8 protein-coding genes are annotated in these 6,852 nt (G+C 33.9%); 7 read left to right on the plus strand and 1 reads right to left on the minus strand.

The annotated features are described in order from the left end of the window. Positions 1 to 69 precede the first annotated feature (69 nt). The 7 genes from N3C_RS11960 (at position 70) to fsa (ending at position 6,521) form a co-directional block, all read left to right on the plus strand. Complete coding sequence (locus tag N3C_RS11960) at positions 70 to 1,590, plus strand: sugar ABC transporter ATP-binding protein (RefSeq protein WP_074366258.1); 1,521 nt, start codon at positions 70 to 72, stop codon at positions 1,588 to 1,590. Positions 1,591 to 1,609: 19 nt separating this feature from the next. Further along, positions 1,610 to 2,569, plus strand: a complete 960-nt coding sequence (gene alsC, locus N3C_RS11965; protein WP_074366259.1) for a D-allose ABC transporter permease — start codon at positions 1,610 to 1,612, stop codon at positions 2,567 to 2,569. A gap of 21 nt (positions 2,570 to 2,590) precedes the next feature. Continuing rightward, positions 2,591 to 3,271 (plus strand): D-allulose 6-phosphate 3-epimerase, encoded by a 681-nt coding sequence (gene alsE, locus N3C_RS11970; protein ID WP_074366260.1) that lies wholly within the window; start codon positions 2,591 to 2,593, stop codon positions 3,269 to 3,271. Positions 3,272 to 3,302: 31 nt separating this feature from the next. Then, complete coding sequence (gene alsK, locus N3C_RS11975) at positions 3,303 to 4,205, plus strand: allose kinase (RefSeq protein WP_074366261.1); 903 nt, start codon at positions 3,303 to 3,305, stop codon at positions 4,203 to 4,205. 64 nt (positions 4,206 to 4,269) lie between these two features. Then, complete coding sequence (alsB, locus tag N3C_RS11980) at positions 4,270 to 5,253, plus strand: D-allose transporter substrate-binding protein (protein ID WP_074366262.1); 984 nt, start codon at positions 4,270 to 4,272, stop codon at positions 5,251 to 5,253. Between the two features lie 148 nt (positions 5,254 to 5,401). Then, entirely contained in the window at positions 5,402 to 5,857 is a 456-nt protein-coding gene (gene rpiB / locus N3C_RS11985) for a ribose 5-phosphate isomerase B (RefSeq protein ID WP_074366263.1), read from the plus strand. Positions 5,858 to 5,876: 19 nt separating this feature from the next. After that, a complete protein-coding gene (gene fsa, locus N3C_RS11990) occupies positions 5,877 to 6,521 on the plus strand; it encodes a fructose-6-phosphate aldolase (RefSeq protein ID WP_074366264.1) in 645 nt (214 codons plus the stop codon). 55 nt (positions 6,522 to 6,576) lie between these two features. Here the strand turns inward: fsa and N3C_RS11995 are convergent. Next, positions 6,577 to 6,852: hypothetical protein (locus tag N3C_RS11995; protein WP_373432809.1), on the minus strand; the 276-nt coding region annotated here is incomplete at its 5' end.

Here is a 6,852-nt window from a genome sequence, read left to right on the forward strand (position 1 = left end):
CTTTATTAGTAAAAGAAGGGATATGTACATGTATTTTGTAGTAGAGAATTTTTTAGTAAGGAGGGCATTATGAAAACATTAGTTAGGATGGAAAAGGTATCAAAGCATTTTCCAGGAGTAAAAGCTCTGCAGGATATATCTTTCGATATAAAAGCAGGAGAAGTACATGTTTTGTTAGGGGAAAATGGTGCGGGAAAGTCTACATTAATGAAAATTTTAAGTGGAGTGTACCAGCCAACTTCCGGAAAGATTTATATTAAGGATAAAGAATTTTCTCAATTAACCCCAAAGGACTCGCAGGAAAATGGTATTAGCATTATTTATCAGGAATTAAGTGTTATAAATGAACTCTCTATACAAGAGAATTTATTTGTAGGAAAGTTACCAACGATAAAAAAAGCTGGTATTCCAATGGTAGATTATAACTTTATGAATAAGAAAGCTAAGGAAATGCTTGAAAAGGTAGGTCTTAAGAGAAATCCTAAAACCTTTGTAGAGGAACTTAGTATTTCTGAAAAACAACAGGTGGAAATAGCCAAAGCTTTAGTTTCAAATGCAGATGTAATAATAATGGACGAGCCAACCACATCCCTTACAACAGCAGAAACAGAACAGCTATTTAAGATTATAAATCAGCTTAAAAAAGAGGGTAAGGGTATAGTATATATATCTCACAAAATGAAGGAAATTAAGGAAATTGGTGATAGGGTAACAGTACTTAAAGACGGAACCTATGTAGGTACTAGAAATGTAGCAGAGGTTGAAGTTGATGATTTAATTGCTATGATGGTAGGAAGAAAAATAAAGGGCACCTATCACAATGAAAGTGGTGTGAACTTGCAGCAGGAGCCGGTAATCTTTGAAGTAAAAAATATTTCCAGAAAGGATAACAAGGTTAAAAATGTTTCCTTCCAGGTTCATAGAGGAGAGATTGTAGGTTTTGCTGGTCTAGTAGGCTCCGGCAGAAGCGAGCTTATGAATGCTATCTTTGGTGCAGAACCAAGATCTTCTGGACAAATTTTTATTCATGGGCAGGAGGTTCATATTAACAGTCCTTACGAAGCCATAAAGAATGGTTTAGGCATGGTTACTGAGAACCGAAAGGAAACGGGATTTTTTCATAACTTTGATATAAAGAAAAATATTTCTATTCTACCTTTCATAAAGGAATCAAAGTTAAAAGGTTTATTAGGTCTTGTAAATGGTAAAGATGAAATCGAATACAGTAAAAGATATAAGGACGAACTAAAAATTAAGTGTCGTGATATTGATCAAAATATTACGGAACTGTCAGGTGGTAATCAGCAAAAGATAATATTAGCTAAATGGCTATCAGCAGGTACAGAAGTCTTTATCTTCGATGAGCCTACTAAGGGTATAGATGTAGGAAGTAAAAGTGAAATATACGTACTAATGAGAAAGTTAGCTAACGAAGGTAAAGGTGTAATAGTTATTTCTTCAGAGCTACCAGAGTTGTTATCAGTTTGTGACACCATTAAGGTCTTCCATGAAGGAGAAATTAAGGGTAGTTATAGTATAGACGAGGCTACAGAAGAAGCCATCGTTAAAACATCAACAGGCGGAAAATAATTAATATGAGGTGAGTGAAATGGAAAATACAAAAAAGAAGAATTTATCTTTTAATAGCATTTGGCAAAAGTATGGAACAGTTGGAATATTAGTAGCATTACTTATTATATTAGCAATATTGAAACCTAGTAGTATTTTTGGTGCTAAAAATATAACTCAGATTTTAACTCAAAGTTCTGTAAACATTTTATTAGCAGTTGGAGAGTTCTTTGCAATTTTAATAGCTGGTATTGACCTATCCGTTGGTTCTGTTGCAGCCTTAACTGGAATGATAGTTGCTAAACTAATGGTAGGTGGGACATCACCTTTAGTAGCAGTTATACTTGGTATATTAATAGGTGCATTTATAGGATTTATAAATGGAACCTTGGTTAATAAAACAAAATTACATCCCTTCATAATCACTTTAGGTACTCAATCTATTTTTAGAGGATTAACTTTAATCATATCAAATGCTAGATCCGTATTTGGTTTCCCAGCTTCATTTTCAAAAGGTATAAGCAGTAAAATATTAGGAATACCTGTACCTGTAATAATTGCTCTTGTAGTAGCTTTGATTCTCGCTTACTTTACTACTAAATGTAAGGCAGGAAGAAATATATACGCCTTAGGTGGAAATAAAGATGCAGCATGGTATTCAGGAGTAAACGTTGAACTTCATACTTTAATTGTATTTATAATATCAGGTTTATGCGCAGGTATAGCAGGTATAGTGCTTCTAGGACGTGTTGGTGCCGCTGAACCAGCAGCAGCTACAGGCTTTGAAACTTATGCTATAGCAGCAGCAATAATTGGTGGTACAAGTTTCTTTGGAGGAAAAGGAAAAATATTTGGTGTAGTAGTAGGTGGTTTAATTATAGGAGTTATTAACTACGGTATGACAGTTCTAACTGTGCCAAGCAGCTATCAACAGATTGTAATGGGAGCATTAATTGTTATATCAGTAGCTATGGATAGATTTGTTGCAAGCAGAAAATAACATATAAAAGGAGAGAGCGCGATGAAAGTAATGTTTTCACCATCACTTATGTGTATGGACTTATTAAATATCAAAGAACAAATAGAAATTTTAAATGAAAGAGCAGATTTTTATCATGTAGATATCATGGACGGACATTTTGTAAAAAACATAACCTTATCTCCAGACTTTGTAAAAGCTGTGAGTCCAGTATGTAAAGCACCTTTAGACTGTCATTTGATGGTTACTGATCCTGATAACTATATAGAAAGTTTAGCAGCAGCAGGAGCAGCATATATTTGTCCTCATGCAGAAACAATTAACTCTGATGCTTTTAGAGTTATTAACAAAATTAAAAGTGTTGGTTGTAAAGTTGGGGTGGTTTTAAATCCCGCTACTCCTTTATCCTATATACAACATTATATTCATCTTCTAGATAAGATAACAATAATGACCGTTGATCCTGGATTTGCTGGCCAACCTTTCATTAGGGAGATGTTAGATAAAATTAAAGAAGCAAAGACTTTGAAAGAAGAAAAAGGTTATAATTACCTAATAGAAGTAGATGGTTCTTGCAATGAAAAGACCTTTAAAGAACTTTATGAGGCAGGAGCAGAAGTATTTATTGTTGGATCCTCCGGATTGTTTAATTTGGACAAGGATTTAAGGGTAGCTTGGGATAAGATGATTTCTAATATGGAGAAGGCTACTGGCAGCAAATAGTCCAGTAAACAGATAAAAGGGGGAGGAAGACATGGACTATGTAATAGGTATTGATATAGGAGGAACAAACTTTAGAATAGGTACAGTTTCAGCAGATGGAAAATTGATGAACTTCGAAAAGAAGTCAAGCCGTATCATAGTTGCGGATGGTGCAGTAGAAGGTATTAGTAAGGAAATTAAACAGTATATAATAAGATATGATTTAGAAGGGAAAATAAAGGCTGTGGCTATTGGAGTACCTTCAATTGTAAGCAAAGATAAAAGTTTTGTATATTCTACGCCTAATTTAAAGGGTATAGACAATATTGATTTAGGTAATTTATTAAGCAATCACTTGAATTTACCGGTGTATATAGACAGGGATGTAAACTATTTGCTAATAAATGATATTAAGTCCAATAATTTAGATATTAATAGAGATAAAACAATTCTAGGATTTTATGTTGGAACAGGCTTTGGAAATGCAATTTACATTAATGGCAATTTATATTCAGGAAAGAACGGAGTGGCAGGGGAATTAGGTCATGTGCCGATGTATGGTGTAAAAGAACCTTGCTCCTGTGGCAATATAGGATGTGCAGAAACTATATGTTCTGGTCTTTATCTTGAAAAAATAGCAAAGGAATTTTTCCCAAATACAATAATAGACGATATATTTGAAAAACATAGTAATGAACCTGTTATAGAGGATTTTGTTAAAACCATAGCCATAATTGCAGCTACAGAAATTAATATTTTAGATCCAGATTATGTGATTTTGGCCGGAGGAGTCATTTCTATGAAAGGATTCTCTAAGGATTTCTTGGTATCAGAAATTAGGAAGTCTTTAAGAAAGCCTTATCCTGAAAAGAATATAGAGTTTATTTTCACAGAACAGACACATCAAAGCGGTGTGTTAGGAAGTGCCGCATATGTGTTTAATAAAGAAAATTAATAATGAAGTAGTAACTATTTTTAAATAGTATAACTATAATAAAAAAATTAGGAGGAATGTAAAAATGAAAAGAAAAAAGTTATCAATTTTATCCGCTTTGGTTGCTGCTACAATGGTATTTGCTGTAGGATGTAGTTCAAAGGAGTCACAGGAAGCAAATAAAACATCATCATCTTCTTCAAACTCTGCAGAATATGCTGTAATCTTAAAAACTCAAAATTCCGATTTCTGGGTACAAATGAAAGAAGGTGTAGAGGCAAAGGCAAAGGAATTAGGTATAAAGGTAGATATTCAAGCAGCTCAGTCAGAAGAAGATACTGAAGGTCAATTAAAGATTATGGAGAACATGGTGAGTAACGGAAAATATAAAGCCATTGGTATCGCTCCTCTATCACCTGTAAATATAATCCCAGCTGTTGTTCAAGCTAACGAAAAGGGTATCTATGTAATGAATATAGATGAAAAGATAGATATGAAGCAATTAAATGCTCAGGGAGGAAGTGTAATCGGTTTCGCTACTACTGATAACGTAGCTGTAGGAGAAAAAGGAGCTAAGTATATAATTGAAAATGTACCGGCTGGAAGTGAGGTAGCTATTATAGAAGGAAAAGCAGGAAATGCTTCTGGTGAAGATAGAAGAGATGGTGCAAGAAAGGCCTTTGAAGCAGCAGGTTTAAAAGTAGTTGCTAGTCTTCCTGCAGACTGGGATAGACAAAAAGCTCTAGACGTAGCAGCAAGCTATATTCAACAATATCCAAACTTAAAAGCTATTTATTGCTGTAACGATACTATGGCATTAGGAGCAGTACAAGCTGTGCAAAATGCAGATAAAATTGGAGAAATTCTTGTAGTTGGTACAGATGGAGATAAAGAAGCCGTTGAATCCATCAATAAAGGTTTATTATCTGCAACTGTTGCTCAGGACCCAGCAGGTATAGGTGCAGCATCTCTAGAAGCAATGGTGGAAGCTGTTAAGAACAAGGTAGAAATTAAAAGCAGTGCTGAAGTTAAAACTATTCCTATAGACTCTAAGTTAATCGTGAAGTAATAAATACACAATTATGTAGTACGTCATATTAATCAATTTTATTCTAAAGATAATTAACAATAATAACAGAGGACTTTTTTCAGCAAATGAAAAAAGTCCTTAAAACTAATCTTTAAGGAATTAAGTCAAATTTGAGAGGAGCAATTTTATGAAAATAGGATTAGGTTGTGATCATGTTTCTACAGAGTTGAAATATATTTTAATGGATTACTTGAAGGAAAAGGGCATTGAATGTATTGATTATGGTACTTACTCCTCAGAGGAAAGAGTAGACTATCCCGTTTATGGCTTGAAAGTAGCAGAGGCAGTCGTTAGTGGAGAATGTGATAAAGGGGTTATAGTATGTGGCACAGGAGTTGGAATTTCCCTAGCAGCAAATAAAGTTCCAGGAATTAGAGCTGTTGTCTGCAGTGAACCTTATACAGCAAAGCTTTCAAGAGAACATAATAATACAAATATTTTAGCTATGGGTGCTAGAGTGGTAGGACCGGAACTGGCAAAGATGATTTTAGATGCATGGCTAGAGGCTGAATTTGAAGGAGGCAGACATCAGAATAGAGTAGATATGATTACTGCAATAGAAAAGAAATATGGTGCAAAATAGCATCGGAGGAGGGGAAAATATGAGATTTTTTTTGGATACCGCTAGTGTGGAAGAGATAAAAAAGGCTAATGCTATGGGAGTTATATGTGGAGTTACTACTAATCCTTCTTTAATTGCAAAAGAAGGTCGTGATTTTAAGGAAGTAATTGCAGAAATTGCATCGATTGTTGATGGGCCAATAAGTGGAGAAGTAAATCCTAACACCCTTGATTCAGAGGGCATGATAAAAGAAGGGAGAGAAATAGCAGTCATACATAAAAATATGGTCGTTAAACTTCCTATGACAGCAGAGGGTTTAAAGGCTACAAAGGTTCTTTCAGGTGAAGGGATTAAAACAAATGTAACTCTCATATTTTCTCCTGCTCAAGCATTATTGGCCGCTAGAGCCGGGGCTACCTTTGTATCTCCTTTCCTTGGAAGGTTGGATGACATTTCTACTAGTGGAATCGAATTAGTAAAGATTATTGCTAATATTTTTAAAACATATGGCATTGAATCAAAAATAATTGCAGCAAGCGTTAGAAATACTATACATGTAATTGACTGCGCTATGGCAGGGGCAGATATTGCTACAGTACCTTATTCTGTATTAGAAATGATGACAAAACACCCATTAACAGATCAAGGAATAGCGAAATTTCAAAAGGATAGCAGATTATTTTAGTGACCTTAATTTAAATCAATTAATATGATATTCATAAAATTAAATAGTTGTTTCTTTAAAAATAAAAAGCCTTCTTATTCTCTGGTAAGAAGGTTTTTATACTTATGTCATGGAGATGATAAATTTTAGGAATATGTATATAATTTTCAACTTCATTTTCCTGATCTAGAGTTTCTTCTTTTACATCTTCAGTCAAGGTTATTACTTTATCATTTTTATTGCATCCACCAACACATAGCATAGTAGTTATAGCTAATAATAATTCAATTTTTTTCTCATAAATTTTCATATCGAAAAAATAGTTAAATATTTTTGAGTAAAATATTAAAAG

The organism is Clostridium sp. N3C, assembly GCF_900095445.1.
Lineage (GTDB): Bacteria > Bacillota > Clostridia > Clostridiales > Clostridiaceae > Clostridium_AU.

Excerpts from the sequence above, each read along its gene's own strand:
- N3C_RS11960 (WP_074366258.1), top strand. The coding sequence starts at position 70 with ATGAAAACATTAGTTAGGATGGAAAAGGTATCAAAGCATTTTCCAGGA.
- alsC (WP_074366259.1), top strand. The coding sequence starts at position 1,610 with ATGGAAAATACAAAAAAGAAGAATTTATCTTTTAATAGCATTTGGCAA.
- alsE (WP_074366260.1), top strand. The coding sequence starts at position 2,591 with ATGAAAGTAATGTTTTCACCATCACTTATGTGTATGGACTTATTAAAT.
- alsK (WP_074366261.1), top strand. The coding sequence starts at position 3,303 with ATGGACTATGTAATAGGTATTGATATAGGAGGAACAAACTTTAGAATA.
- alsB (WP_074366262.1), top strand. The coding sequence starts at position 4,270 with ATGAAAAGAAAAAAGTTATCAATTTTATCCGCTTTGGTTGCTGCTACA.
- rpiB (WP_074366263.1), top strand. The coding sequence starts at position 5,402 with ATGAAAATAGGATTAGGTTGTGATCATGTTTCTACAGAGTTGAAATAT.
- fsa (WP_074366264.1), top strand. The coding sequence starts at position 5,877 with ATGAGATTTTTTTTGGATACCGCTAGTGTGGAAGAGATAAAAAAGGCT.